27 protein-coding genes are annotated in these 24,632 nt (G+C 72.7%); 20 read left to right on the top strand and 7 right to left on the bottom strand.

What is annotated here, in order from left to right; genetic code table 11:
* The first annotated feature begins 91 nt into the window (after positions 1 to 91).
* The 13 genes from ACGFXC_RS26300 (at position 92) to ACGFXC_RS26240 (ending at position 13,413) form a co-directional block, all read left to right on the top strand.
* The gene (locus ACGFXC_RS26300; protein ID WP_393716682.1) at positions 92 to 1,723 is read left to right on the top strand and encodes an ABC transporter substrate-binding protein; all 1,632 of its coding nucleotides are present in this window, start codon (positions 92 to 94) and stop codon (positions 1,721 to 1,723) included.
* Between the two features lie 31 nt (positions 1,724 to 1,754).
* Positions 1,755 to 2,678, top strand: coding sequence for an ABC transporter permease (locus ACGFXC_RS26295; RefSeq protein WP_393716680.1), 924 nt, complete (start codon positions 1,755 to 1,757; stop codon positions 2,676 to 2,678).
* Complete coding sequence (locus ACGFXC_RS26290; protein WP_393716679.1) at positions 2,671 to 3,681, top strand: ABC transporter permease; 1,011 nt, start codon at positions 2,671 to 2,673, stop codon at positions 3,679 to 3,681. The genes ACGFXC_RS26295 and ACGFXC_RS26290 overlap by 8 nt, the downstream gene beginning before the upstream one ends.
* Before the next feature lie 15 nt (positions 3,682 to 3,696).
* Entirely contained in the window at positions 3,697 to 4,671 is a 975-nt protein-coding gene (locus ACGFXC_RS26285; protein WP_393716677.1) for an ABC transporter ATP-binding protein, read from the top strand.
* Positions 4,664 to 5,734 carry an ABC transporter ATP-binding protein gene (locus ACGFXC_RS26280; RefSeq protein WP_393716676.1) on the top strand — a complete coding sequence of 357 codons (1,071 nt, stop codon included), beginning with the start codon at positions 4,664 to 4,666 and terminating at the stop codon, positions 5,732 to 5,734. Before ACGFXC_RS26285 ends, ACGFXC_RS26280 begins: the two co-directional genes overlap by 8 nt.
* A gap of 373 nt (positions 5,735 to 6,107) precedes the next feature.
* Positions 6,108 to 6,302, top strand: coding sequence for a hypothetical protein (locus ACGFXC_RS26275; protein WP_030226073.1), 195 nt, complete (start codon positions 6,108 to 6,110; stop codon positions 6,300 to 6,302).
* A 22-nt stretch (positions 6,303 to 6,324) separates the two neighbouring features.
* Positions 6,325 to 7,221 (top strand): N-acetyl-1-D-myo-inositol-2-amino-2-deoxy-alpha-D-glucopyranoside deacetylase, encoded by an 897-nt coding sequence (mshB, locus tag ACGFXC_RS26270; RefSeq protein ID WP_393716674.1) that lies wholly within the window; start codon positions 6,325 to 6,327, stop codon positions 7,219 to 7,221.
* Positions 7,218 to 7,601 carry a DUF6113 family protein gene (locus ACGFXC_RS26265; protein WP_393716672.1) on the top strand — a complete coding sequence of 128 codons (384 nt, stop codon included), beginning with the start codon at positions 7,218 to 7,220 and terminating at the stop codon, positions 7,599 to 7,601. Before mshB ends, ACGFXC_RS26265 begins: the two co-directional genes overlap by 4 nt.
* A gap of 358 nt (positions 7,602 to 7,959) precedes the next feature.
* Positions 7,960 to 9,765, top strand: a complete 1,806-nt coding sequence (locus tag ACGFXC_RS26260) for a hypothetical protein (protein WP_393716671.1) — start codon at positions 7,960 to 7,962, stop codon at positions 9,763 to 9,765.
* Positions 9,766 to 9,915: 150 nt separating this feature from the next.
* Positions 9,916 to 10,866 carry an ABC transporter ATP-binding protein gene (locus ACGFXC_RS26255; protein WP_393716669.1) on the top strand — a complete coding sequence of 317 codons (951 nt, stop codon included), beginning with the start codon at positions 9,916 to 9,918 and terminating at the stop codon, positions 10,864 to 10,866.
* Positions 10,863 to 11,615 carry an ABC transporter permease gene (locus tag ACGFXC_RS26250; protein ID WP_393716667.1) on the top strand — a complete coding sequence of 251 codons (753 nt, stop codon included), beginning with the start codon at positions 10,863 to 10,865 and terminating at the stop codon, positions 11,613 to 11,615. The genes ACGFXC_RS26255 and ACGFXC_RS26250 overlap by 4 nt, the downstream gene beginning before the upstream one ends.
* 29 nt (positions 11,616 to 11,644) lie before the next feature.
* The gene (locus ACGFXC_RS26245) at positions 11,645 to 12,796 is read left to right on the top strand and encodes a sensor histidine kinase (protein WP_393716758.1); all 1,152 of its coding nucleotides are present in this window, start codon (positions 11,645 to 11,647) and stop codon (positions 12,794 to 12,796) included.
* Positions 12,793 to 13,413 carry a DNA-binding response regulator gene (locus ACGFXC_RS26240; protein ID WP_393716666.1) on the top strand — a complete coding sequence of 207 codons (621 nt, stop codon included), beginning with the start codon at positions 12,793 to 12,795 and terminating at the stop codon, positions 13,411 to 13,413. The genes ACGFXC_RS26245 and ACGFXC_RS26240 overlap by 4 nt, the downstream gene beginning before the upstream one ends.
* A 35-nt stretch (positions 13,414 to 13,448) precedes the next feature.
* Here ACGFXC_RS26240 and ACGFXC_RS26235 read toward each other — a convergent pair whose 3' ends face one another.
* A complete protein-coding gene (locus tag ACGFXC_RS26235) occupies positions 13,449 to 14,240 on the bottom strand; it encodes a transglutaminase-like domain-containing protein (RefSeq protein WP_393716665.1) in 792 nt (263 codons plus the stop codon).
* On the bottom strand, positions 14,237 to 15,235 hold the full coding sequence (locus ACGFXC_RS26230; RefSeq protein ID WP_393716664.1) for a GNAT family N-acetyltransferase: 999 nt from the start codon (positions 15,233 to 15,235) through the stop codon (positions 14,237 to 14,239). Before ACGFXC_RS26230 ends, ACGFXC_RS26235 begins: the two co-directional genes overlap by 4 nt.
* A gap of 116 nt (positions 15,236 to 15,351) precedes the next feature.
* Here ACGFXC_RS26230 and fdxA point away from each other — a divergent pair, with 116 nt between their 5' ends.
* Together fdxA and dapC are read left to right on the top strand one after the other, a co-directional pair.
* Positions 15,352 to 15,684 carry a ferredoxin gene (gene fdxA, locus ACGFXC_RS26225; protein WP_393716662.1) on the top strand — a complete coding sequence of 111 codons (333 nt, stop codon included), beginning with the start codon at positions 15,352 to 15,354 and terminating at the stop codon, positions 15,682 to 15,684.
* Positions 15,685 to 15,781: 97 nt separating this feature from the next.
* The gene (gene dapC / locus ACGFXC_RS26220; RefSeq protein WP_393716660.1) at positions 15,782 to 16,876 is read left to right on the top strand and encodes a succinyldiaminopimelate transaminase; all 1,095 of its coding nucleotides are present in this window, start codon (positions 15,782 to 15,784) and stop codon (positions 16,874 to 16,876) included.
* 82 nt (positions 16,877 to 16,958) lie between these two features.
* Here dapC and ACGFXC_RS26215 read toward each other — a convergent pair whose 3' ends face one another.
* Complete coding sequence (locus ACGFXC_RS26215; protein ID WP_393716658.1) at positions 16,959 to 17,324, bottom strand: ATP-binding protein; 366 nt, start codon at positions 17,322 to 17,324, stop codon at positions 16,959 to 16,961.
* Positions 17,325 to 17,580: 256 nt separating this feature from the next.
* Complete coding sequence (locus tag ACGFXC_RS26210; RefSeq protein ID WP_393716657.1) at positions 17,581 to 18,570, bottom strand: hypothetical protein; 990 nt, start codon at positions 18,568 to 18,570, stop codon at positions 17,581 to 17,583.
* A 77-nt stretch (positions 18,571 to 18,647) separates the two neighbouring features.
* On the opposite strand from ACGFXC_RS26210, the gene dapE reads away from it, so the two are divergent.
* Together dapE and ACGFXC_RS26200 are read left to right on the top strand one after the other, a co-directional pair.
* Positions 18,648 to 19,727: a succinyl-diaminopimelate desuccinylase gene (gene dapE / locus ACGFXC_RS26205; RefSeq protein ID WP_393716656.1), complete on the top strand. Its 1,080-nt coding sequence runs from the start codon at positions 18,648 to 18,650 to the stop codon at positions 19,725 to 19,727.
* Between the two features lie 64 nt (positions 19,728 to 19,791).
* Positions 19,792 to 20,550, top strand: coding sequence for a TIGR00730 family Rossman fold protein (locus tag ACGFXC_RS26200; protein ID WP_351826120.1), 759 nt, complete (start codon positions 19,792 to 19,794; stop codon positions 20,548 to 20,550).
* 27 nt (positions 20,551 to 20,577) lie between these two features.
* Here ACGFXC_RS26200 and folP read toward each other — a convergent pair whose 3' ends face one another.
* Complete coding sequence (gene folP / locus ACGFXC_RS26195; RefSeq protein ID WP_393716654.1) at positions 20,578 to 21,438, bottom strand: dihydropteroate synthase; 861 nt, start codon at positions 21,436 to 21,438, stop codon at positions 20,578 to 20,580.
* A gap of 76 nt (positions 21,439 to 21,514) precedes the next feature.
* On the opposite strand from folP, the gene ACGFXC_RS26190 reads away from it, so the two are divergent.
* Positions 21,515 to 21,877 carry a DivIVA domain-containing protein gene (locus tag ACGFXC_RS26190; protein WP_393716653.1) on the top strand — a complete coding sequence of 121 codons (363 nt, stop codon included), beginning with the start codon at positions 21,515 to 21,517 and terminating at the stop codon, positions 21,875 to 21,877.
* A complete protein-coding gene (locus ACGFXC_RS26185; RefSeq protein ID WP_393716651.1) occupies positions 21,874 to 22,461 on the top strand; it encodes a DNA-3-methyladenine glycosylase I in 588 nt (195 codons plus the stop codon). The genes ACGFXC_RS26190 and ACGFXC_RS26185 overlap by 4 nt, the downstream gene beginning before the upstream one ends.
* Before the next feature lie 37 nt (positions 22,462 to 22,498).
* Here ACGFXC_RS26185 and ACGFXC_RS26180 read toward each other — a convergent pair whose 3' ends face one another.
* Positions 22,499 to 23,302, bottom strand: a complete 804-nt coding sequence (locus ACGFXC_RS26180) for an enoyl-CoA hydratase/isomerase family protein (RefSeq protein WP_393716649.1) — start codon at positions 23,300 to 23,302, stop codon at positions 22,499 to 22,501.
* A 332-nt stretch (positions 23,303 to 23,634) separates the two neighbouring features.
* Between ACGFXC_RS26180 and ACGFXC_RS26175 the strand changes: the two genes are divergently transcribed.
* On the top strand, positions 23,635 to 23,802 hold the full coding sequence (locus tag ACGFXC_RS26175; RefSeq protein ID WP_003966491.1) for a DUF3117 domain-containing protein: 168 nt from the start codon (positions 23,635 to 23,637) through the stop codon (positions 23,800 to 23,802).
* A gap of 99 nt (positions 23,803 to 23,901) precedes the next feature.
* Here the strand turns inward: ACGFXC_RS26175 and ACGFXC_RS26170 are convergent, their stop codons facing one another.
* Positions 23,902 to 24,564: a class I SAM-dependent methyltransferase gene (locus ACGFXC_RS26170; RefSeq protein WP_351826125.1), complete on the bottom strand. Its 663-nt coding sequence runs from the start codon at positions 24,562 to 24,564 to the stop codon at positions 23,902 to 23,904.
* Between the last annotated feature and the right edge of the window lie 68 nt (positions 24,565 to 24,632).

Raw genomic sequence — 24,632 nt, 5'->3', positions numbered from 1 at the left:
GGGTGCAATCGGTCGAACCGGGGGTGTGCCGGGACTCCCATGGGGTGACATTGGCCCCGAAGCGAGTCCCGGTACCCCTAGGAGGCACTCCATGCGCGGAGCCACCCACGCCAAGTGGGCCGCATGTGCGGTGGCCGTCGCCCTCGCGGCGACGGCTTGCGGCGGCGGAAGCGACAGCGGCGGCGGTGGTGGTGCCGAAGGGATCGTCAGCTCCTCCTGGGGCGACCCCCAGAACCCGCTGGAACCCGCCAACACCAACGAGGTGCAGGGCGGCAAGGTCCTCGACATGCTCTTCCGGGGCCTCAAGCGCTACGACCCGAAGACCGGCGCGGCCAACAACATGCTCGCCGAGAAGATCGACACCGCGGACAGCCAGAACTTCACCATCACACTGAAGGACGGCTGGAAGTTCAGCAACGACGAGCCGGTCACCGCGCAGTCCTTCGTGGACGCCTGGAACTACGGCGCGGACGTGCGCAACAAGCAGAACAACTCGCCGTTCTTCTCCGACATCGTCGGCTACGCGGACCTCCACCCCGCCTCCGGGGAGCCCAAGGCCAAGACCATGTCCGGCCTGGTCGTCAAGGACGCCCGGACCTTCACCGTCGCCCTGAAGTCGAAGTTCTCCACCTGGCCCGAGACCCTCGGCTACCAGGCCTTCTCGCCGCTGCCCAAGGCCTTCTTCACCGACCACGCCGCCTGGCTGAACAAGCCCGTCGGCAACGGCCCGTACACGGTGGACTCGTACACCAAGGGCACCGGCATGAAGCTGCGCGCCTGGGACGGCTACACCGGCGAGGACAAGGCGCAGAACGGCGGCGTCGACCTCAAGGTCTACACCGACAACAACACCGCGTACACGGACCTGATCTCCGGCAACCTCGACCTGGTCGACGACATCCCGGCGCAGCAGCTGAAGAACGTCAAGAACGACCTCGGCGACCGGTACATCAACCAGCCCGCCCTCATCATCCAGACCCTCACCTTCCCGCTCTACGACCCGCAGTGGGGCAAGGAGGGCATGGAGAAGGTCCGCCGGGGCATCTCGATGGCCATCAACCGCGACGAGATCACCCAGCAGATCTTCCGCGAGACCCGCACCCCCGCCAAGGACTGGACCTCCCCGGCCCTCGGCGAGAAGGGCGGCTTCAGCGCCACCGCCTGCGGGGACGCCTGCAAGTTCGACCCGGTGGCCGCGAAGAAGCTCATCCAGGAGGCCGGCGGCCTGCCCGGCGGCAAGGTCACGCTGACCTCCAACGTGGACACCGGCTCCCACCGCGACTGGATGGACGCCGTCTGCAACAGCGTCAACAACGCGCTCGGCGAGGGACCCGTCTGCACCGTCAACCCCGTCGGCACCTTCGCGGACTTCCGCAACCAGCAGAGCGCCTTCAAGCTCACCGGCCCCTTCCGCTCCGGCTGGCAGGCCGACTACCCGCTGATCCAGAACTTCCTCCAGCCGCTGTACTACAGCGGCGCCTCCTCGAACTACGGCAAGTTCAGCAGCCCGGAGTTCGACAAGCTCGTCGACGAGGCCAACCAGGAGAGCGACGCCGCCAAGGCGGTCGGGAAGTTCCAGGACGCGGAGAAGATCCTCGCCGAACAGATGCCGTCCATCCCCCTCTGGTACCAGAACGGCAGCGCCGGGCACTCCGAGCGGATCTCCGAGGTCGCCCTGAACCAGTTCAGCGTCCCCGTCTACAACCAGATCAAGGTCAGCTGACCCCCACCACGGATCGATCCTGGAGCAGTCCATGGGACGTTATGTGATCCGGCGGCTGCTCCAGATGATCCCGGTGTTCATCGGCAGCACCTTCCTGATCTTCTTCATGGTGTACGCCCTCGGCGACCCCGTCGCGGCCCTCTTCGGCGACAAGGCCCCCGACCCCGCCACCGCCGCCAGGATCCGCAAGGACCTGTACCTCGACCAGCCGCTGTGGAAGCAGTACCTGCACTACATGGGGCAGATCTTCCAGGGAGACTTCGGCACGGCCTTCAACGGGCAGCCGGTCACCGAGCTGATGGCCTCGGCCTTCCCCGTCACCCTGCGGCTGACGATCGTCGCGATCCTCATCGAGATCGTCGTCGGCATCACCCTCGGCGTGGTCAGCGGACTGCGCCGGGGCAAGGCGATCGACACCAGCCTGCTGGTGCTGACCCTCGTCGTGATCTCGGTGCCCACCTTCGTCACCGGTTACCTCCTCCAGTACCTCTTCGGCGTCAAATGGGGCTGGGTACGGCCCACCGTCTCCCCGGACGCCCCCTTCAGCGAGCTGATCCTGCCCGGCATCGTCCTCGCGCTCGTCTCCCTCGCGTACGTCACCCGGCTCTCGCGGACCTCCATCGCCGAGAACGTGAAGGCCGACTACGTCCGCACCGCGACCGCCAAGGGCCTGCCGCGCCGCCGGGTCGTCACCCGCCACCTGCTGCGCAACTCCCTGATCCCCGTCGTCACCTTCATCGGCACCGACATCGGCGCCCTGATGGGCGGGGCCATCGTCACCGAGCGGATCTTCAACATCCACGGCGTCGGCTACCAGCTCTACCAGGGGATCCTGCGCAACAACTCCCCGACCGTGGTCGGCTTCGTGACCATCCTCGTGATCGTCTTCCTGCTGGCGAACCTGCTCGTCGACCTGCTCTACGCGGTCCTGGACCCGAGGATCCGGTATGCCTGACCCCGAGCGTCCCGAAGGGCCCGGCGGGTACGACCCCGTGGGCCCCCGCCCGCGCGAGGCGGTCTCGCCCACCGGCCAGGGAGGGGCCATGGACCTGGCCCTGGAAGAGGCCGAGAGCCTGGAGAAGGTCCCCGGACCCGGCGGCGGACCCGGCGAGAAGGCGCGCAGCCTCTGGTCCGACGCCTGGCACCAGCTGCGCCGCAACCCCGTCTTCATCATCTCCTCGCTGCTGATCCTCTTCCTCGTCGTCATCTCGATCTGGCCCCAGCTCATCGCGAGCGGCGACCCCCTGCACTGCGAACTGTCCAAGTCCCAGCAGGGCCCCGGACCGGGCCACCCCTTCGGCTACGACACCCAGGGCTGCGACGTCTACACGCGCACGGTCTACGGGGCGCGCGCCTCCATCACCGTCGGCGTCTGCGCCACGCTCGGCGCCGCCCTGCTGGGCTCGCTGCTCGGCGGGCTCGCCGGCTTCTTCGGCGGCTGGGGCGACTCGCTGCTCTCCCGGGTCGCCGACATCTTCTTCGGCATCCCCGTCATCCTCGGCGGCCTGGTCTTCCTCTCCGTGGTCACCAGCACCACCGTGTGGCCCGTCGTCGGCTTCATCGTGCTGCTCGGCTGGCCACAGCTCGCGCGCATCGCCCGCGGCTCGGTGATCACCGCCAAACAGAACGACTACGTCCAGGCCGCCCGCGCCCTCGGCGCCGGCAACGCCCGCATGATGCTGCGGCACGTGGCGCCCAACGCCGTCGCCCCCGTCATCGTCGTCGCCACCATCGCCCTGGGCACCTACATCGCGCTGGAGGCCACCCTGTCGTTCCTCGGCGTGGGCCTGCGCCCGCCCACCGTCTCCTGGGGCATCGACATCTCGAACGCCGCCTCCCAGATCCGCAACGCCCCGCACATGCTGCTCTATCCCGCCGGGGCGCTGAGCATCACCGTGCTCGCCTTCATCATGCTCGGCGACGCGGTGCGCGACGCCCTCGACCCCAAGCTGCGCTGAGGAGTGAGTCGGGAGATGCTGCTCGAAGTCCGCGACCTGCACGTGGAGTTCAAGACCCGCGACGGCGTCGCGAAGGCCGTCAACGGGGTGAACTACTCGGTCGCCGAGGGCGAGACCCTCGCCGTGCTGGGCGAGTCCGGCTCCGGCAAGTCCGTCACCGCCCAGGCCGTGATGGGCATCCTGGACGTGCCGCCCGGCCGGATCGCGGGCGGCGAGATCCTCTTCAAGGGCAAGGACCTCCTGAAGATGAAGGAGGAGGAGCGCCGCAAGGTGCGCGGCGCCGAGATGGCGATGATCTTCCAGGACGCCCTCTCCTCCCTCAACCCCGTGCTCAGCGTCGGCGCCCAGCTGGGCGAGATGTACGAGGTCCACCGCGGGATGTCCCGCAAGGACGCCCGGGCCAAGGCCGTCGAGCTGATGGACCGGGTCAAGATCCCGGCGGCGAAGGAGCGCGTGGGGGACTACCCGCACCAGTTCTCCGGGGGCATGCGCCAGCGCATCATGATCGCCATGGCGCTCGCCCTGGAACCCTCCCTGATCATCGCCGACGAGCCCACCACCGCCCTCGACGTCACCGTCCAGGCCCAGGTGATGGACCTGCTCGCCGAGCTCCAGCGCGAGCTCAACATGGGCCTGATCCTGATCACCCACGACCTCGGCGTCGTCGCCGACGTCGCCGACAAGATCGCCGTCATGTACGCGGGCCGGATCGTCGAGTCGGCGCCCGTGCACGCCATCTACGGGGCCCCCGCCCACCCCTACACCCGCGGGCTGCTCGACTCCATCCCGCGCCTGGACCAGAAGGGCCAGGAGCTCTACGCCATCAAGGGCCTGCCGCCCAACCTGCTGCACATCCCGCCCGGCTGCGCCTTCAACCCGCGCTGCCCGATGGCCCGCGCCGCCTGCCGCGCCGAGGTCCCGCCGCTGGCGGAGGTCGCCCCGGACCGGGCCAGCGCCTGCTTCTTCTGGAAGGAGTGCCTCGGTGGCTGAGCCCATCCTGGAGGTCCGCGACCTGGTCAAGCACTACCCGCTCACCCAGGGCATCCTCTTCCGCAAGCAGATCGGCGCGGTCAAGGCCGTCGACGGGGTCTCCTTCGACCTCGCCCAGGGCGAGACCCTCGGCATCGTCGGCGAGTCCGGCTGCGGCAAGTCCACCGTCGCCAAGATGCTGGTCAACCTGGAACGCCCGACCGCGGGCTCGATCTCGTACAAGGGCCAGGACATCACCAAGCTGTCCGGCAAGGCCCTCAAGTCCGTCCGGCGCAACATCCAGATGGTCTTCCAGGACCCGTACACCTCGCTGAACCCGCGCATGACGGTCGGCGACATCATCGGGGAGCCCTACGAGATCCACCCCGAGGTGGCCCCCAAGGGCGACCGGCGCCGCAAGGTGCAGGACCTGCTCGACGTGGTCGGCCTCAACCCCGAGTACATCAACCGCTACCCGCACCAGTTCTCCGGCGGCCAGCGCCAGCGCATCGGCATCGCCCGGGGGCTGGCCCTGCGTCCCGAGGTCATCGTCGCGGACGAGCCCGTCTCCGCCCTCGACGTCTCCGTCCAGGCCCAGGTGGTCAACCTGCTGGCCCGCCTCCAGGACGAGTTCGACCTGTCGTACGTGTTCATCGCGCACGACCTCTCGATCGTCCGGCACATCTCCGACCGGGTCGGCGTCATGTACCTCGGCCGGCTCGCCGAGATCGGCACCGACACGCAGATCTACGACCACCCCACCCACCCGTACACCCAGGCGCTGCTCTCCGCCGTGCCCGTGCCCGACCCCGGCGCGCGTGCCCACCGCGAACGGATCATCCTCTCCGGGGACGTCCCCTCACCGGCGAACCCGCCCTCGGGCTGCCGCTTCCGCACCCGGTGCTGGAAGGCCGAGGCGCGCTGCACCACCGAGGTCCCGCTGCTGGCGGTGCCGCCCGTCTTCACCTCGGGCCCGGCCGCCCATCCGTCGGCCTGTCACTTCGCCGCCGAGAAGCAGGTGGTGCCGCCCGCGCCGCCGCCCCCGCCGCCGTCTCCGGCCGCGCCGGGGGACGCGGGGCCGTAGCGCGGGGGCGCGCCGGAGCCCGGCCGTCCGACCGGCTATTTTGCGCCACCGTGCCCACGGGGCCCGGATCGGGTTCCGGCCACCACAACGTGCTTCCGGCGGGGGTGACTTGACCGATTCTGCCCCGAGTTCGGAACCGGCCCCACTGGCCGGGAACCGTCCGTACGGGCCCCTCCGGCGCCCCCGGGTGCCGCGACGGCCCGCCGGCCGGCCCCCGTATGCCCCCGTACGTGCGCGGCATGCGCCCCTCGTGCTGCCGGAATTCGATCGATGCGCTGGTACGGATAGTTATGATCCGTAGCGCACGGTGGGTATGACTCCGCCGAGCACGAGTACGCGTACCGATGTCCGCTCGACGTGGAGGTGAAACGCCGTGGCACTCTCGATCTCGGCCGTGGTGCTGCTGGCGATCGTCGTCTTCCTTCTGGTCCGGAGGTCGGGACTGAAGGCGGGGCACGCCTTTGTCTGCGTGCTGCTCGGGTTCTACCTGGCGAGCTCGACGATCGCTCCGACGCTCAGCCAGCTCACGTCCAACGTGGCGAGCATGATCAGTGGCCTCAAGCTCTAGCTCCTGATCGTAGGCTGGCCCCATGAACGGTCTTCCCGCCCGTCGTCTGCTCCTCGTGCACGCGCACCCGGACGACGAGTCGATCAACAACGGCGTCACCATGGCCAAGTACGCGGCCGAGGGTGCCCACGTCGCGCTGGTGACCTGCACGCTCGGCGAGGAGGGCGAGGTCATCCCGGCGGAGCTGGCGCACCTGGCGCCGGACCGGGACGACGCGCTCGGCCCCTTCCGGGTCGGCGAACTGGCCGCCGCCATGAAGGAGCTCGGGGTCGGCGACCACCGCTTCCTCGGCGGCGCCGGGCGCTACCGGGACTCCGGGATGATGGGCGCCCCGCAGAACACCCGGCCCGGCGCCTTCTGGTCCGCCGACCTGGACGAGGCCGCCGGGTACCTGGCCGAGGTGATCCGGGAGCTGCGCCCGCAGGTGCTCGTCACCTACGACCCCGACGGCGGCTACGGCCACCCCGACCACATCCAGGCCCACCGCGTCGCGACCCGCGGCGCGGAGCTGGCCGCCGAGGCCGCGTACCGCCCCGAGCTCGGCGCCCCGCACGCGGTCGCGAAGCTGTACTGGAACCGGGTGCCGCGCTCGGTCGCCGAGGAGGGCTTCGCGCACCTGCGGGCCACCGGGGCCCCCTTCCCCGGCACCGCGAGCCTGGACGACGTCCCCGGCGTGGTCGACGACGAGCGGATCACCGCCGAGATCGGGGACGACGACGGGCGCGGACTGGCCGGGGCGAAGGCGGCCGCGATGCGCGCGCACGCCACCCAGGTCGCCGTCGACGGCCCCTTCTTCGCCCTCTCCAACGACCTGGCCCAGCCGCTGTTCGTCCGGGAGTACTACGAACTCGCCGCGGGCGAGCCGGGAGCGCCGGCCGGCACCCGCGAGCGGGACCTCTTCGCGGGGGTGGAGGCGTGAACGCGTCCTGGACCCCCGGCCGGATCGCCGCCCTGCTCGGCCTGCTCGTCCTCGGCGTCCTCACCGGCGCGGCCGGCTGGCTCGTGGTGGACCTCTGGTTCCCGGCCGGGCTGCTGCTCGCCCTGCTGGCCCTGTCCGGGCTCTTCCTCGGCGCCCGGATCGCGCTCGGCTCGGGGCTCGGGGTGGGGGCGGCGGCGGCCGGCTGGTTCCTGTCCTACGTCCTGCTCAGCGTCCCGCGCCCCGAAGGCGACTTCCTGCTCGGTTCCTCCGGAATCGGCACGTACGCATACCTTTTGGGGGGATGTGTGGTCGCTGTGATCTGCGCCACGATGCGCGGTGCCCTGGAAGGGCCGGTTCAGGCCTCCCGGTCCCGCGGCTGAGGGCTGGCTGAACTCCGCCGTTCCCCGATCGGGGACGGGTTGCGGGGGTTTGACGCACCCTCGGGAGCGGCGGCGCGCCGAGCGAAGAGGAACGCTTGATTCCCGGTGGACAGTTGCGTGCGGGCGGCGGCCAGTATGGTGGACGGGCCGCCGAGCTGCCCGCGCACGGTATGACGGGCGGCGGAGCCAACCGGGAGAACCTGCCTTGAGTCGTGAAACTGACAGTTCGTCCCCCGGGCCCCACGGGCACGGTGGAGCCGCCTACCCCTCGGGTACACCGCCGTACGGAACCGGCCGCCATCCGTCCACGACTGTGCCGACCGGGCCCGGCGCGACGACCGCCCCGGAGGAGAATCCTGTGACGTCGAACCCGTCCACGCCCGACAACGACGGGCCGAAGACCGAGACCACCCTGACGACCCGGATCCGGATCAACATCCCGGGTTCGCGGCCGATCCCGCCCGTGGTCGTGCGCAAGCAAGTCAAGGGCGGCGCCGCCCCGGAGCGGGACGCCGCCGCGCCGTCCCCGGCGCCCGCCCCGGCACGCCAGGCCCCGCCCGCCGCGCCGTCCCCGGCCCTGCCGCCGGCCGCACCCGCAGGGCCGGCCGCGCCGGCCGCACCCGGCGCGCCCGCGCCGGGAGCGCCGGGAGCGCCGGCCGGCCAGGGCGGCGCGCCGGAGCCGGCCAGCAACTGGTTCGCCCCGCGCAAGTCCTCGGGCCCCGAGCCCGCGCCGGCTCCCGCGCCGGCCCCGGCTCCCGCCCCGGCCCCCGGGCCGCCCGGCGCGAGCTACGGCTCCCCGGCGGGCGCCGGCGCGGGCTTCGCACCGCCGGCGGCGCCCGGGAACCCGCAGCCCCCGGCCCCGCACGGCAGCGGCGGCGGGTTCGCGCCCGTGCCCGGTGGCCCCGGCGTCGGCGCGCCCGCCTACCCGGCGTACGACGGCGGCCCCGTCACGGAGGCCTTCCCGGCCTTCGCGGAACCCGACGGGCCGACCGGCGGGCCCGCGATGGGGACCGTCCCCGTACGGGCCGACGAGCCCCCGCGCTGGCCCGGACCCGAGGCCCCGCACACCCCGGCCCCCGGGCCCGGCCCGCTCTCGCCGCCCCCCGGCCCGCAGCCGCCGCGGCAGAACGTGCCCGTGCCCGCCCCGGCGCCGGTGGGCAAGAAGCCCGCGCCGGCGCCGGCCCCCCGGCCCGCACCCCCCAAGGCCGCCGCGCCCGCCAAGAAGAAGGGCCGCTCCAAGCTGGTCCTGCTCGGCGGCGCGGTCGTCTTCCTCGGCGGCTTGACGTACGGCGCCGGCCTGCTGCTGAACCACTCCGACGTCCCCAAGGGCACCACCGTCCTCGGACAGGACATCGGCGGCAGCCGCGACGAGGCCGTCGCCAAGGTCCAGGCCGCCTTCGGTGCCCGCGCCGCGGCCCCGCTCCAGCTCAGCGTGGGCGGCAAGCAGGTCGAGCTGAAGCCCGAGAAGGCCGGCCTGACCCTCGACAGCCAGACCACGGTCCGCAACGCGGCGGGCAGCGACTACAACCCCGTCACCGTCATCGGCTCGCTCTTCGGCGTCGAGCGGACGGCCACCGCCGTCATGCCCGTCGACGAGGAGAAGCTGCGGGTCGCCCTCCAGGAGCTGGCCGGCACCGCCGGCTCGGCCACCGAGGGCACCATCAAGTTCGACACCGGCAAGCCCGTCGCCGTCCCCGGCAAGGCGGGCACCGGCCTCGACGTCGACGGTTCGGTCGCCAAGGTCACCGAGGCCTTCCGCGAGCTGGTCGCCTCCGGCAAGGCCGGGCCCGTCGAACTGCCCACCGCCACCGTGGAACCCACCATCACCCAGGCGGAACTGGACCGGGCCATGAAGGAGTTCGCCGAACCGGCGATGTCCGGCCCCGCGACCGTCAAGGCGGGCACCAAGTCGCTGCCCTTCGGCGCCAAGTCCCTGCCCAAGATCCTCAGCATGACCCCGGTCAACGGCCGCCTCGTCGAGAAGTACGACCTGGAGGCCCTGAAGGCGACCTACGGCAACACCTTCGACGGGATCATGATCACGCGGGGCACCGGCGCGAAGACCGCCGTCACCCCGCAGGACGTCGTCGGCGCCCTCGGCAAGGCGCTCCTCGGCAAGACCCCCGCCGAGCGGACCGGGACCATCGACACCAACGCCGGCTGACGGTCCCCGCACCGCCGCGACGGCCCCTCCCCGGAACCGGGTGAGGGGCCGCCGCACGTGCGCGTCATGTCCACGGCATGACATCCGTCATGCCGCAGTCACGACCGCCGACACTGCCGGGCCCGCCCCCGTACGGGCGAACCTTGGGACATGACGACGACCTCGGCGCACCCCGCCGCCCCGGGCACCACCGACGGCCCGGTGGTGAGCTTCCAGAACGTGACCAAGAGCTACGGCAAGGTCCGCGCGGTCGACGGCCTCTCCCTCGAACTCCACCCGGGTGAAACCGTCGCACTCCTCGGCCCGAACGGCGCGGGCAAGTCCTCCACCCTCGACCTCCTGCTGGGCCTGCGCCCCGCCGACTCCGGCGAGGTCCGCCTCTTCGGCACCACCCCCCGCGAGGCACTCGCCGCCGGACGGGTCGGCGCGATGCTCCAGAGCGGCGGCCTGATGGAGGAGGTGACCGTACGCGAGCTGGTCTCGCTCGGCTGTGCCCTGCACCCGCGTCCGCTCCCCGTGGACGAGGTCCTCACCCGCGCCGGGGTCGCCGACATCGCCGGCCGGAAGGTCAACAAGCTCTCCGGCGGCCAGGAGCAGCGGGTCCGCTTCGCCCTCGCCACCGCGGGCCAGAACGACCTGATCGTCCTCGACGAGCCCACCACGGGCATGGACGTCACCTCCCGCCAGGCCTTCTGGGCCACGATGCGCGAGCAGGCCGACCGGGGCCGCACGGTCCTGTTCGCCACGCACTACCTGGAAGAGGCGGACGCCATCGCCGACCGGGTGCTCGTGCTCAGCAAGGGCCGGCTCCTCGCCGACGGCACCGCCGCCGAGATCAAGGCGAAGGCCGGAGCCCGCAAGATCGCCTTCGACCTCGACGGCATCGACGCCGACACCGACGAACAGACCCTGCGCGCCCTGCCGGGCCTGACCGCCTTCGAACGGCGCGGCGCCACCGTCAAGCTCCAGTCGCGCGACGCCGACGCGACCGTCCACGCCGTGTACGCGCTCGGCCTGTACCCCCGGAACCTGGAGGTCGCGGGCCTCGGCCTGGAGCAGGCCTTCATCGCCCTCACCGAGGCCGAGGAGGCCACCCGATGAACGCCGGAACGTACCAGCTGGTCAAGCTGGAGATAACCCGCGCGCTGCGCAACAAGAAGTACCTGTTCTTCACCGTGCTCTACCCGGCGGCCCTCTTCCTGATGCTCGGCGGCACCCTGTCCGGCACGACGAAGGTCATGGGCACCGAACTGACGATGCCCGCCTTCTACATGGTCGCCATGGCCTCCTTCGGCGCCCTGACCGCCGTCCTGATGGGCAACAGCGAACGCATCGCCAAGGAGCGGGAGCAGGGCTGGGTCCGCCAGCTGCGGCTGACCGCCCTGCCCGGCCGCGGCTACGTCCTCGCGAAGACCGCCAGCGCGGGCGTGCTGTCCCTGCCGGCCATCCTGGTCGTCTTCGCCGTCGCCGCCGCGGCCAAGGGCGTGCGCTTCGAGCTCTGGCAGTGGCTCGCCCTCACCGGCTCGATCTGGGCGGGCAGCCTCGTCTTCGCCGCGCTGGGCGTGGCCATCGGCTACCTGGCCAGCGGGGACACCGTCCGCCCGATCACGATGCTGTTCTACTTCGGCCTCTCGATCCTCGGCGGCCTGTGGATGCCCACCGCGAACTTCCCGCAGTGGCTCCGCAACATCTGCGAGTGGCTGCCGACCCACGCCTACGCGGGGCTCGGCCAGGCCATCGAGCTGGGCGGTGCGCCGCACGCCAAGGACGTGGCGATCCTCGCCGTGTACTTCGTACTCTTCACCGGTGCGGCCGCCTGGCTGTACCGCAAGGACTCGCTGAAGGCGTGACGGCAGTGACGGTGCACGAGGAAGACCACATGGGCCGGGCGACGGGCGGCGTCCGCATCGGGGTGCGCCCCGAGACCCGCCGCCACCAGATCGTGAAGCTCACCTGGACGGGCCTGTGGCTCTTCTACCTCAGCGCCCCGGTCACCGACCTGGTCCGCGGCGGCCACAGCACCGGGGCCCGGGTCCTCGGTGCCCTCGGCCTCGCCGCCTTCGTGGCCTGGTACCTGATCCTCGTCCTGCGGACGGGACGCCAGGTGGCCGTCCCGAAGGTGCTGCTCTCGCTGGCCGTCCTCGCCGCACAGGCCACCCTGCTGTCCCTGACCCTGGGCCGGGAGTGGCTCGTCCTCTTCGTCTACGTGTCCATCTCCTCCGGGGCCGCGCTGCCGGGGGAGTACTCCCGCTGGACGGTCCCCGGGGCCACCGCCCTGCTCACCGCGACGGCCCTGTCCGTGCCCGGCGGCGACCAGTACCTGGCCGGGCTGCTGATCCCGGCCCTGATGGGCGGCTTCGCGATGGTCGGGGTCCGCGCGATGATCCGCACCACCATGGAACTGCGCGAGGCCCGGGCCACGGTGGCGCAGCTCGCCGCGAACGAGGAACGCCTGCGGATGGCCCGGGACCTGCACGACCTGCTGGGCCACTCGCTGTCGCTGATCACGCTGAAGAGCGAGCTCGCCGGGCGGATGCTGCCCGAGCACCCTGACCGGGCCGCCCTCCAGGTGGCGGACATCGAGAAGGTCTGCCGGCAGGCGCTGGTCGACGTTCGGGAGGCCGTGAGCGGCTATCGGCGGCCCACTCTGCCCGGGGAGCTGGCGGGCGCCCGGACGGCCCTGACCGCGGCCGGGGTCGCGGCCGACCTGCCGGCCGGAGCCCCGGAGCAGCTGCCGGAGGAGACGGAGTCCGCCCTCGCCTGGTCGCTGCGCGAGGCCGTGACGAACGTGGTCCGGCACAGCGGCGCCAAGCGCTGCACCGTCACCCTGACGTCCAGCCAGACGCTGGCCGGCCCCGTGGTGGAGCTGACCGTGACCGACGACGGCGCGGGCGGCCCGGCCGTCCCCGGCAACGGTCTGACCGGTCTGACCGAACGGCTGGAAGCGGTCGGCGGCAGCCTGTCGGCGGGCCCGGCGGGCAAGACCGGCTTCCGCGTACTGGCCCGAGTCCCCCTAGGATCGCCCTCATGACCGAAGCCGCCCCGATCCGCATCCTGCTGGCCGAGGACCAGTCGATGGTCCGCGAGGCGCTCGCCGCGTTGCTGGGGCTGGAACCCGACATCGAGGTGCTGGCGCAGGTCGCGCGCGGTGACGAGGTCCTGGCCGCGGCCCGGAGCCACGACGTGAACGTGGCCCTCCTGGACATCGAGATGCCGGGCATGACGGGCATCGAGGCCGCGGCGGAGCTCCGCAGGGCCGAACCCTCCCTCAAGATCGTCATCCTGACCACCTTCGGCCGGCCCGGCTACCTCCGCGGCGCGATGGAGGCGGGCGCCTCCGCGTTCCTGGTCAAGGACGCGCCGGCCGCGCAGCTCGCGGCGGCGGTGCGCAAGGTCCTGGCGGGGGAGCGCGTCATCGACCCCACGCTCGCGGCGGCGGCCCTGGCGGAGGGCGCGAACCCGCTGACGGACCGGGAGCGGGAGGTGCTGCGGGCGGCGGAGTTCGGCGCGACCAACGCCGAACTGGCGGCCCGCCTGCACCTTTCGCAGGGCACCGTACGCAACTACCTCTCGACGGCGATCCAGAAGCTCGCCGCCCGCAACCGCGCCGAAGCCGTCCGGGTGGCCCGGGAAAAGGGCTGGCTCTGACCCACGGCCCCCCGCGCGGGGGGCCGCGGAGCGGGTCAGTTCAGGAGGGCGCGCGCCGAGACGGCTTCCGCGCGGATGCGGGCCGCCGCGACCGCGTCGACGGCGTCCATGACCTCCGCGTACGCCTCCATCTCCCCCGCCCCCTCCCGGAACGCCCCGCGTTCCACCAGCAGCCGCGCCCGCTCGTACCGCAGCGCCGCCGGATGCGAGGGCAGCAGCAGCGACAGGTCCAGCGCCCACAGCGCGGCCCCCGACTGCTCGGGCCGCGAAGAGGCCCACGCCCGGACGTTGTTCAGGATCCGCAGCACGATGTCCAGGGTCCGGGCGGGCGTGCGCGGCCCCGCGGCCAGTTCCGCCGGCCCGGCCCCCAGGGAGGCCCCGCCCGCGAACGGGTCCGCGACGACCCCGTCCTCCGGGTCCCCGAAACCGATCACGAAGTGCCCCGGCAGCCCCAGCCCGTACACCGGCGCCCCGGCCCGCCGGGCCACCTCCAGCCACACCACCGACAGCAGGATCGGCAGTCCCCGACGGCGCCGCAGCACCTCGTGCAGCAGGGAGGACGACAGCCGGTCGTAGTCGGCCGGCGTGCCGTGGAAACCCATCCGGCCGCCGAGCAGCTCGGTCACCGCCGAGGCCCAGGCCCGCGCGCCCCGCAGCCCGTACGGCAGCATCCCCGCCAGCCGGTCGAGCTCGATCTGCGCCCGGTCCATGGCCCGTTCGTCGAGCCCGGGGTCGGCCTCCGCGGCCAGCAGCAGGCACAGCTGTGCGAGGTCCGGCCGCTCGGAGCGGGCCTCCGCCGCGAACAGCTCCCGCGTCGCCGCGCTCACCGGACGCCCCGGAAGTGGTGGTAGGCGTGGTGCGTGGCGAAGCCCATCCCGTCGTACAGGGCCCGCGCGCCCGGGTTGCCGGTCTCCACCTGGAGCCACGCCGCCGACGCGCCCTCCTCCAGCGCCCGCCGGGCCAGCGCCGTCATCACGGCCGTCGCGAGACCGCGGCGCCGGAAGGCGGGATCGACCGTCACCGCCGCGAAGCCGGCCCAGCGCCCGTCCACCACGCAGCGTCCGATCGCCCGGCCGCCGTCGAGGGAGGCGAACCACACCGACGGTCCCTCGACCAGCATCCGCCGGGCCAGCTCCGGATCCCGGACCTTGCCGTAGCGGGCCAGCCAGTCCTCGTCCGGCGCCCGGGTCAGCGCCACGGCCGACACCGCCGCCTCGTCCGCCTCGTCCGCCGCTTCGCCGACCGGCGCGAGCGCCCCGATCCGGACCTCCGCCGAGACCTCGTTGACCCAGCCGCGCCGCTCCAGCTCCGCGCAGAGCAGCTCCTGGGTGCCGGCGGCGCCCGTCGCCGCCTGGACGTACGCGGGCAGTCCGCGCTCCGCGTACCAGTCGCCCACCCGCGCGAGCGCCGCGTCCAGGGGTATGCCCGGGTCGCCGAGCGGCAGCACCGAGTTGGCCCGCCGGGTGAACCCGTCGGCCGCCCGCAGGGTCCAGCCGCCCAGGGCCTGGCTCTCCAGCGGCTGCCAGGCCCGCGCCGTGATCCGCGCGAGCTCCTCGAAGGAGGCCGCGGGACCCCTGCGCCGGGCCGGTGCCGGGGGCACGGTCTTGCCCGCCACCAGCAAGGATTCCGCGATGCGGACGGACACGCCGTCCTTGCGTGTGATCGTGAGCACACCCTCGTTCCAGGATGTGAGAACCCCGACGGTGTCCATGAAGACGGGGGGTACCCGACCCCCTTCCTCCACCCGTCGTACAGAGACTCGTTTCCCCACGTCAGCCTTGGTGATACGGATCTCCAGCAGTCCTCCGGCAGTGATTTCCACAGCTCTGTCCGCCCCTCCTGTTCGGATCGTGCCCGGGAACGGAGATACTAGGTGCGGGCATCGACGACGCCGCGCTCCCGCGCGAATGGACAGCCCTACCGAGGAGGAACGAGAGCGTGACCTACGTCATCGCGGAGCCTTGTGTCGACGTCAAGGACAAGGCATGCATCGAAGAGTGCCCCGTCGACTGCATCTACGAGGGCCAGCGGTCCTTGTACATCCACCCGGACGAGTGCGTCGACTGCGGCGCGTGTGAGCCGGTCTGTCCGGTCGAGGCCATCTTCTACGAGGATGACACCCCGGAGGAGTGGAAGGACTACTACAAGGCGAACGTCGAGTTCTTCGACGAGCTCGGTTCGCCCGGTGGTGCCTCCAAGCTCGGTCTGATCGAGCGCGACCACCCCTTCGTCGCCGCACTGCCCGCCGACATCAACCCCGGCGAGCACTGACCGTTCACGGCAGACGCGCCCTTCGGTCCCGTACGGCACCCACGCCGCACGGGACCGAGCCGTTTTCCCCGCCACTCCAGAGAGAGCAGAGACCACCGTGGCCGCAGTTTCCGACCGTCTTCCCGCCTTCCCCTGGGACAAGCTGGAGCCGTACAAGGCCACGGCGGCGGCCCATGCGGACGGCATCGTCGACCTCTCCGTCGGCACCCCGGTGGACCCGGTCCCCGAGCTGATCCGGCGCGCCCTCACCGGCGCCGCGGACTCCCCGGGCTACCCGACGGTCTGGGGCACGCCCGCCCTGCGCGACGCCATCACCGGCTGGCTGCGCGGCCGGCTCGGCGCGAGCGCCGCCGGACACCGCAACGTGCTGCCCGTGGTCGGCTCCAAGGAGCTCGTGGCCTGGCTGCCCACCCAGCTGGGCCTGGGCGCCGGCGACAAGGTGGCCTACCCCCGGCTCGCCTACCCGACCTACGAGGTCGGCGCGCGCCTGTGCGGCGCCGAGCCCGTGGTCTACGACGACCCCACCGAGCTCGACCCGGCCGGCGTGAAGCTGCTGTGGCTCAACTCCCCGTCCAACCCGACCGGGAAGGTCCTCCCCAAGGAGGAGCTGATCCGGATCGTGGCCTGGGCGCGCGAGCACGGCGTCCTGCTCTTCAGCGACGAGTGCTACCTCGAACTCGGCTGGGAGGCCGAGCCCGTCTCCGTCCTGCACGACGAGGTCTGCGGCGGCTCCTACGAGGGCATCGTGGCCGTCCACTCGCTCTCCAAGCGGTCCAACCTGGCGGGCTACCGCGCCGCGTTCATCGCCGGTGACGCCGACGTCCTCGGCGAGCTGCTGGAGATCCGCAAGCACGGCGGCATGATGACCGCCGCCCCCGTCCAGGCCGCAGTCGTCGCCGCGCTTGGCGACGACGCCCACGTCGAGGAGCAGCGCGGCCGCTACGCCGCCCGCCGCGCGGCCCTGCGCACGGCCCTGGAGGCGCACGGCTTCCGCGTCGAGCACAGCGAGGCCAGCCTCTACCTGTGGGTGACCCGGGACGAGCCCTGCTGGGACACCGTCGCCCACCTGGCCTCCCTCGGGATCCTGGTCGCGCCGGGCGACTTCTACGGCGAGGCCGGCGCGAGGTTCGTCCGCGTCGCCTTCACCGCCACCGACGAGCGCGTCGAGGCGGCGGTCAAGCGCCTCGGCTGAGACGGGACGGCCCGCGCGGCCCCCGAACGGCCCGAAGGGGCCGGGAGTTCGTGCTCCCGGCCCCTTCGGCGCTCCGCCGCGGTCAGCCGCCGAGCGGCAGCCCGCCCACGGGCAGGGTGCTCACCGGCAGCGGGCCGACGGGCAGGTCCTTCACGGGCAGCTGCCCGGCGACCGGCAGGCCGCCCAGCATCCCGCCCGCGTCGCCCGCCACCGCGCCGGCGGGGGCGGCGGCGGGGACGGCCTCGGTCGCGCCGGCCGGGACGGCCTCCGTGACGGCGCCCACGGCCTGGGTGGCGGTGGAGGCGTCCGGTGCGGTGACGGCGCCCAGCAGCGGTACGGATTCCAGGCCCGCGGCGCTGGCCGCGCCGGCCGCACCGACCACGGGAGCGGTACCGGCTGCGAGGAGAAGCGCGGCGCGGGCGATCCGGCGGGTCAGGGGGAGGGACATGATGCTCCTAAGCGGTAGCGGCTGAGTACGCCGTGTACAACCGCTCCCGGGGTGGGTGGAGTTGCGGACCGGGTGGGTAAAGGATCGGCAACGCATCGTTTAATCGGCTTCCGCGACAAACGCACCGGATGTGCGCCCACCAGGCCTTCCGTCCGTGTCCGGCGGCCCCGCCCGGCCGGCCCGCCACCCCCGTACGGGTGAGGTCCCGTACGCCCGAGCGGTCCGCCTCCGGCCCCCGTCGGCGGCTCCCGGCGGGTCAGCCCCGCCGGGTGACGAAGATCCGGACCTCGTCCGGCGCGGCGTCGTGCGGATCCCGGCCGCCGGGGGTGCGCGGCCGCCAGCGGTCACCCTCGCCGCCCGCGACCCAGCCCGACGCGGCGTACGAGACCCGGCCGATGCCCAGGTCCGTGGAGCGGGCCACCGCCCAGTGCGCCATCGCCCGGGCCCGGCGCGCCTCGCCCGGCCCGCCGTCCTTCTTCAGCCGCAGCGTGACCTCGGCTTCGGCCCCCGTCCCTGCTCCGACCCCCGCCCCGGTGCGGCCGGGCGCCGCCCCGGCGCGGACGCCGCCCAGCGCCTCCTTGCCGAAGGCCCGGGCCAGCTCCGCCCGGACCCGCTCGGGGTCCCCGGGGGCCGGGGCCGGGCCCGAGCAGGCCAGGGTGGCCGGGGCGGCGCTCTCGCCGAAGGCGGCCGTCAGGACCGTCGCGTCCGGCTCGTGCTTCGCGTAGGCCTGCGGGAAACCGCTGAGCTGCACCCGCTGGGCGGCCACCGTCAGCGGGAGCCGGGTGTAGCCCTTGATCTCGGCGAGCCGGTCGTAGAAGATCCCCGCCGAGTACACCGGGTCCATGATCTGAGCCGGGGTGCCCCAGCCCTGGGAGGGACGCTGCTGGAACAGGCCCAGCGAATCCCGGTCGCCGTGGTCCAGGTTGCGCAGCGCCGACTCCTGCATCGCCGTCGCCAGCGCGATGGTCACCGCCCGGTCCGGGAGCCCCTTGGAGATCCCGACCGCGGCTATCGTCGCCGCGTTGGAGGCCTGCTCGGGCGTCATCTCGTACGACTGCACCGTGCCCGCCGGCGCGCCCGGGGCCCCGGTCGCCGTGGCCGTGCAGTAAGGGGCGCCACCGCCGTTGGAGGCGCGCTGCACGGCGCAGTACCCGATCACCGCGAGCAGGACGGCCAGCGCCAGGACCGCGCGGAGCGGCCTGCGGCGGCGGGGACGGGAGCGATCGGTCTCGGACACGCGGCCCACCGTACTTGAGGCGTATGACGCGTCCGTCTTCCGGACGGACACGGGTCCGGCGCACCCCTGGGGTTAGGGTCTTTCCCATGCCCGAATCCGAGCTGGACCTCACCCTGGACGCTGCCGAGCTGACCGCCCGGCTCGTCGACATCCCTTCCGTGAGCGGCGACGAGAAGGTGCTCGCCGACCTCGTGGAAGACGCGTTGCGCGGCCTGCCGCACCTCACCGTCGACCGCCACGGCAACAACGTCGTCGCCCGTACGCACCTCGGCCGCGCCGAACGCGTCGTGCTCGCCGGTCACCTCGACACGGTGCCGATCGCCGACAACGTCCCGTCCCGCCTGGACGAGAACGACGTCCTGTGGGGCTGCGGCACGACGGACATGAAGTCCGGGGTCGCCGTACAGCTGAGGATCGCCGCGACGGTCCCCGAGCCCAACCGCGACCTCACCTTCGTCTTCTACGACCAGGAGGAGGTCGCCGCCGACCTCAACGGCCTGGGCAAGGTCGCCGAAGCCCACCCCGACTGGCTGACCGGTGACTTCGCCGTCCTGCTGGAGCCCTCCAACGCCGAGGTCGAGGGCGGCTGCCAGGGCACCCTGCGCGTCCTGCTGCGCACCCGCGGCGAGCGCGCCCACTCCGCGCGCAGCTGGATGGGCTCCAACGCCATCCACACGGCGGGCCCGATCCTGGCCAGGCTCGCCGCCTACGAGCCCCGCAAGCCCGTCATCGACGGTCTGGAGTACCACGAGGGGCTCAACGCCGTCCGCATCGAAGGGGGCGTCGCCAACAACGTCATCCCCGACGCCTGCACGGTGACGGTGAACTTCCGCTACGCCCCCGACCGCGACGAGGCCGGGGCGCTGGCGCACGTGCGGGAGGTCTTCGCGGACTGCGACATCGACGCGTTCGAGGTCGACGACTCCTCCGGCGGGGCCCTGCCCGGCCTCTCGCACCCGGCGGCCGCGGCCTTCATGGAGGCGGTCGGCGGCCGCGCCATGCCGAAGTTCGGCTGGACGGACGTGTCCCGCTTCAGCGCCCTCGGCGTGCCGGCGGTCAACTACGGCCCGGGCGACGCCCTGCTGGCCCACAAGGTCGACGAACGCGTCGAGACGAAGGCGATCCTGCACTGCGAAGAACGACTCCGTGCCTGGCTGACCTCGTAAATTCCCCTTCCGGCCACCTTCGTGCGCCTAACCTGATCCAACGATCAGCAGGAGGGAGCACATCATGGGCAACCCCGGAGGTTCGGCAGGCCGTCGGCCCGAGGAGCAGCAGCTCGGGCCGGTGTTGCGCAGGCGGGGCCAGGTGCAGGCGGGCAGTACGACGGATCAGCGGCTGCTGGATTCGGCGGGGCCCTCCGAGTGGGTGCACACCGATCCCTGGCGGGTCCTGCGCATCCAGTCGGAGTTCATCGAGGGCTTCGGCACGCTCGCGGAGCTGCCGCCCGCGATCAGCGTGTTCGGATCGGCCCGCACTCCGGTGGACTCGCCGGAGTACGAGGCGGGCGTACGGATCGGGCACGCGCTCGTCGACGCCGGCTTCGCCGTCATCACCGGCGGCGGCCCGGGCGCGATGGAGGCCGCGAACAAGGGCGCCCGCGAGGCGAACGGGATCTCCGTCGGCCTGGGCATCGAGCTCCCCTTCGAACAGGGGCTCAACCAGCACGTCGACCTCGGGCTGAACTTCCGTTACTTCTTCGTCCGCAAGACGATGTTCGTGAAGTACAGCCAGGGGTTCGTGGTGCTGCCGGGCGGCCTCGGCACCCTGGACGAGATGTTCGAGGCGCTGACCCTCGTCCAGACGCAGAAGATCACCCGCTTCCCGATCGTGCTGTTCGGCACGGAGTACTGGAAGGGCCTGATCGACTGGCTGCGCGACACGGTCATCGCCCAGGGCAAGGCCTCGGAGAAGGACCTCTACCTCTTCCACGTCACGGACGACGTCGACGAGGCCATCGCCCTGGTGACGAAGGAGGTCGGCAAGTAGCCGACGGACGGGCCCGCCGCGCAGGTCCTAGGCCAGTCCCCGGCGGGCGACCGCCGGGGGCCGGTGGCCCTGGACCGAGGCGACCATGTCGAGGACCTGCTTCGTCTCGGCGACCTCGTGGACGCGGTAGACCCGGGCCCCGAGCCAGGCCGAGACGGCCGTCGTCGCCAGGGTGCCCAGCAGGCGCTCCTTGACCGGCTTGTCGAGGGTCTCGCCGACGAAGTCCTTGTTGGACAGGGAGACCAGCACCGGCCAGCCGGTGTCCGTCATCTCCGCCAGCCGGCGGGTGGCCTCCAGCGAGTGGCGGGTGTTCTTGCCGAAGTCGTGCCCCGGGTCGATCATGATCGACTCGCGCGGGACGCCCAGCGCCGCCGCCCGCTCCGCCAGCCCGGTCGTCACGCGCAGGATGTCCTCCATGACGTCCTCGTACGAGGTCCGGTGCGGCCGGGTGCGCGGCTGCACCCCGCCCGCGTGGGTGCAGACGATGCCCGCCCCGAAGCGCGCGGCGACCTCCGCGAGCCGGGGGTCCACCCCGCCCCACGCGTCGTTCAGCACGTCCGCCCCGGCCTCGCAGACGGCCTCGCCGACCTCGTGCCGCCAAGTGTCCACGCTGATCACGACGTCCGGGTGGCGGCGGCGCACCTCCGCCACGAAGCCGACCGTGCGCCGGGCCTCCTCCGCCGCGTCGACGTGCTCGCCCGGGCCCGCCTTGACCCCGCCGATGTCGATGATCGCCGCGCCCTCGGCCACCGCCCGCTCGACCCGGTCCAGCGCGGGTTCGTCGCGGAACGTCGCGCCCTGGTCGTAGAAGGAGTCCGGAGTCCGGTTCACGATGGCCATGATCACCGGCTCGTGCGTGCCGAACTCGCGCCTGCCCAGTCGCAGCATCCCGCTCTTTCCTCCTTCGGCGACCCGCTCGCCTCGTCTGCGACCTTAACCTGGTGGCCGGAGTCTCTCAGGGGAGTTGATCGTGTTCTGGTTCTTGCTGATCGCGCTGGTCGTGGTCGTGGCCGCGGTCACCCTCGCGGTGATCGGCGCGGGCGCGGAGGCCGTGCTGCCCGAGGCCGAGCCGGACCGGGTGGCGGACGCGCTGCCGGAGAGCCGTCCGGTGGTCCAGGCGGACATCGACGGCCTGCGGCTGCCGCTCGCGCCGCGCGGCTACCGGATGGCCGAGGTGGACGACGTGCTCGACCGGCTGGCCGCGGAGCTCGCCGAGCGCGACGCGCGGATCGCCGAACTGACCGCCGCGGCCGCTCCGCAGGCCGGCCGCCCCGCCGCCGCCACCGGGCCGGCCGACGGAATCGACCTCGCCAAGGACGAGCGGTGAGCGGCGCCGGGCTCGTCGCCGGACCCGACGGCGGGCTGCGCTGCCCGTGGGGGCTCTCCACGGAGGACTACGTCGCCTACCACGACACCGAGTGGGGCAAGCCGGTCCACGGGGACGACGCGCTCTACGAGCGGCTCTGCCTGGAGGCCTTCCAGTCCGGGCTGTCCTGGCTGACGATCCTGCGCCGGCGCGAGGGCTTCCGCAGCGCCTTCGCCTCCTTCGAGATCGCCAAGGTCGCCGCCTTCGGCCCGGCGGACGCCGAACGGCTCCTCGCGGACGAGGGGATCATCCGCAACCGGGCCAAGATCGAGGCCACCCTCGCCAACGCCAAGGTGCTTGCGGGCTGGCGGCCGGGCGAGCTGGACGGGCTGATCTGGTCCCACGCCCCGCGGCGGCCCGGCCGGGCCCCGAGGAGCACCACCGACGTTCCGGCGGTGACCCCGGAGTCCACGGCCCTGGCCAAGGCCCTGAAGAAGGCGGGCATCCGCTTCGTCGGGCCGACCACCGCCTACGCCCTGATGCAGGCCTGCGGGCTGGTCAACGACCACCTCGCGGGCTGCGTCTCCCGTACGGCGCAGACTTAGACGCCGGGCGTAGGCGCGGGCGCGGGCCGGACCGCCGTCAGCGGCCGAGGTAGCGCGGCGGCTGCTTCGCGAGGAAGGCCTGGACGGCGATGGAGTGGTCCTCGGAGGCGCCCGCGCGGGCCTGCAGCTCCTCCTCGCGCTCCAGGGCCTCCCGCAGCGAGTGGGAGGCGCCGTAGGCCAGCGACTCCTTGAGGGCCGCGTAGGCCACCGTGGGGCCCTCGGCGAGGGTGCGGGCCACCGACTCCGCCTCCGCGCGCAGCGACTCCGCGGGCACCAGGCGGTTCGCGATGCCCAGCTCGTACGCCTCACGGGCCTTCAGCGAGCGCGGGAAGAGGAGCAGGTCGCTCGCCCGGGAGGCGCCGATCAGGCGGGGCAGCGTCCAGGAGACGCCGGAGTCGGCGGTCAGCGCCACCCCCGCGAAGGAGGTGTTGAAGGAGGCCGTCTCCGCGACCACGCGGAAGTCCGCCGCCAGCGCGAAGCCGAAGCCGGCCCCGGCCGCGACGCCGTTCACGGCGGCGACCACCGGCTTCGGCATCTCGGTGAGCGCCCGGACGATCGGGTTGTAGTGGTCGGCGACGGTGTCCATGGTCAGGGAGGAGCCGTTCTCGCGGTCCGCCGCGAGGTTGCCGATGTGCTCCTTGAGGTCCTGGCCCACGCAGAAGGCGCGCTCGCCCGCCGCCGTCAGCAGCACGGCCCGTACGGCGGTGTCGGCGGCCGCCGCCGTGACCGCGTCGCGCAGGGCGACCTTGGCCTGCGTGTTCATGGCGTTCATCGCGTCGGGCCGGTTGATCGTGACGGTCGCGAGTCCGTCGGTCACTTCGTAGAGCACGCTGTCGGCCATGGCGGGGGTCCCCCTTCGTCGCGGGCTTGGCTACCGGCCGGTACCGGCCGGTCCAAGGGTCAGCATGGCGGACGGGACCGGGGACGGGTGTGTGATGTGCGTCAAACGAACAGGAGCCCCTGCCCCGGCAGCGGCGGCGAAGTATCGCAGGCGGATCCCCGAAATGAGTGGTTTTGGCCGAGCGCGTTGCGCAAGCGTTCCCGGCCGATGTTGGTCATCGGGTCCTGACATGCGGGATAATGGCTGGGAAGCAATGTGTTCGATGCCGGGTACTAGGCGCCTGAACGGGGCCGTCGGCTGACGATGAGCTGGTTTCAGGAAGGGGAACGAGCATGGCGGCCATGAAGCCGCGGACGGGCGACGGCCCGCTCGAGGTCACCAAGGAGGGGCGGGGCATCGTCATGCGCGTACCGCTCGAGGGCGGCGGTCGGCTCGTCGTCGAGCTGACTCCCGACGAAGCGGACGCCCTGGGTGACGCCCTGAAGAAGGTCGTCGGCTGAAGCGTCGGCACCATCTGATCTCTGCACCGCCCCGGCCGCTCCCAGCGTCCGGGGCGGTGTTGCGTCCGGGGCCGGACGGCGGGCCGTCCGGGGGACGGCCTAGCGGCGGACGGCGCAGAGGAGGCCGTCGCCCACCGGGAGCAGCGCCGCCTCCAGGGCCGGGCTCTCGCGGACGCTGCGCAGCAGTTCGCGGACGCGGATCACTTCCACCGGCTGGGCCGCGGAGTCGACCGTACGGCCGTCGGAGAAGACCCCCTCGAAGCACACCAGGCCGCCGGGTCTGAGCAGACGCAACGATTCCGCGAGGTAGTCCAGGGACTCGGCCGGGTCGCCGTCGCAGAAGACGAGGTCGTAGCCGCCGTCGGCGAGGCGCGGCAGCACGTCCAGCGCGCGGCCGGGGATGAAGCGGGCGCGGTTGCCGGCGAAGCCCGCCGCGCGGAAGGCCTGCCGGGCGAAGGCCTGCCGGTCGGGCTCGGGATCCACCGTGGTCAGCACTCCGTCGGGGCGCATTCCGTGGAGCAGGTGGATGCCGGACACCCCGGTGCCGGTGCCGATCTCGGCGACCGCCTTGGCGTCCGCGGTGGCGGCCAGCAGGCGCAGCGCGGCCCCGGTTCCGGGGGAGACGGACCGCAGGCCCGCTTCCCTGGACCGGTCGCGGGCCCATCGCAGAGCGTCGTCCTCGGCGACAAACGCGTCGGCGAACGCCCAGCTCGTCTGCCGGTTGCCGCTAATGACCCTCTCCTGTCCCCATAGTTGGCGCAACGGTGACTGTATCCGCTGACGTCGGGAACCCGCAGATGGGACCGGGCGTTGGGAGGGGTAGAGGCGGG

Source organism: Streptomyces sp. NPDC048507 (assembly GCF_043199995.1).
GTDB lineage: Bacteria > Actinomycetota > Actinomycetes > Streptomycetales > Streptomycetaceae > Streptomyces.
The sequence above is the reverse complement of the archived record's forward strand: the minus strand, read 5'-3'. Positions and strand labels throughout refer to the sequence as shown.